Source organism: Actinosynnema sp. NPDC050436, assembly GCF_040655415.1.
Taxonomy (GTDB): domain Bacteria; phylum Actinomycetota; class Actinomycetes; order Mycobacteriales; family Pseudonocardiaceae; genus Actinosynnema.
On the sequence record NZ_JBFAJV010000044.1, the window covers coordinates 1 to 1,015 of the forward strand.

The 1,015-nt window shown below is 72.9% G+C and carries 1 protein-coding gene; it reads right to left on the minus strand.

The genetic code is table 11. The features are described from left to right. Nucleotides 1-848 (minus strand): hypothetical protein (locus AB0I60_RS37490; RefSeq protein WP_360739029.1); only part of this gene is annotated, 848 nt, incomplete at its 3' end. Nucleotides 849-1,015: the final 167 nt, after the last annotated feature.

The following is a 1,015-nucleotide window of genomic DNA, read 5'->3' on the forward strand; positions in this document are numbered from 1 at the left end:
TGCCGGTACCAGGTGCCGGACGGGATGACGAGGATCGGGACCAGGCCGCCGGACTCGTCGGTGATCTCGTCCTCGGTCCGCTCGTCCTGCGGGATCTCCAGCTTCTTCACCAGGGCGTTGAGGCCCTGCGTGCGGTACTGCTTGCGCACGCCGAAGATCCCGCGCTCACGCTCGCGGTACTTCTCGGTGAAGATGCCCGGCACCCCGCCGGACGCCGCCAGCTCGTCCGCCGCCGCGTCGCCAAGCTGCCACGGCCCGAGGCGGCCGAACCGGCGGCCGTCCTTGAGGTCCTGCCGGGACAGCTCAAGCCCGATCTTCGCCGTGCCCTTGTCGCCGTCCTTGTACAGGTACCGGGCCGTCTCGCCCTCCTCACCGGAGTTGAGCGATCGCAGGTCGGTGCCGTGCCCCTCGCCGCCGCACGAGCAGTCCGGCCGGTCACAGGTCTGGCTGACCTCGTAGCCGCCCGCGTTGCGCACGCCGTCCGCCCACGCCGTGGCGATGGCCCGGCGGAACTCCAACTGGCCGTCCTCATCGAGCGGCGCGGCCGTCACCCAGAGCGTGTGCCAGTGCAGGTGAAAGCCCGTGTCCGGGCCCCACGTGTCCTCGTAGGCCCGCTCGTAGCCGATCACGCCGAACTCGGCCTTGAGCCGCCGCCACGGCCGCCCGGCGGACCCGTACGCCCCGCGCCAGCCGTCGTGCAGGACGCTGACCAGGCCGAAGCGCTCGCCCTTGCGGTTCGAGCCGAACGGCATCCGCTCGAAGTGCCGGAGGGTGGACGTGCCCAGGTGCAGGCCGTACCCGGCCGCCGCGAGGCCGTCCGCCATGAGCTGGGCGTTCGAGGCCCGCACCGCGAGGATGCGCGTTCCACACCAGGCGCACAGGTGGAGTAGCGGACGCCGGCGAGCACTTCCCGCAGCAGCGCGACCCGTACGGCGTCCATGCCGCCGCATCCTGCCGCAACCGGTCCCGCGCGGTCCGGCGTTCGCCCCGGATTCCCCCGACCCGGGGACGCCCC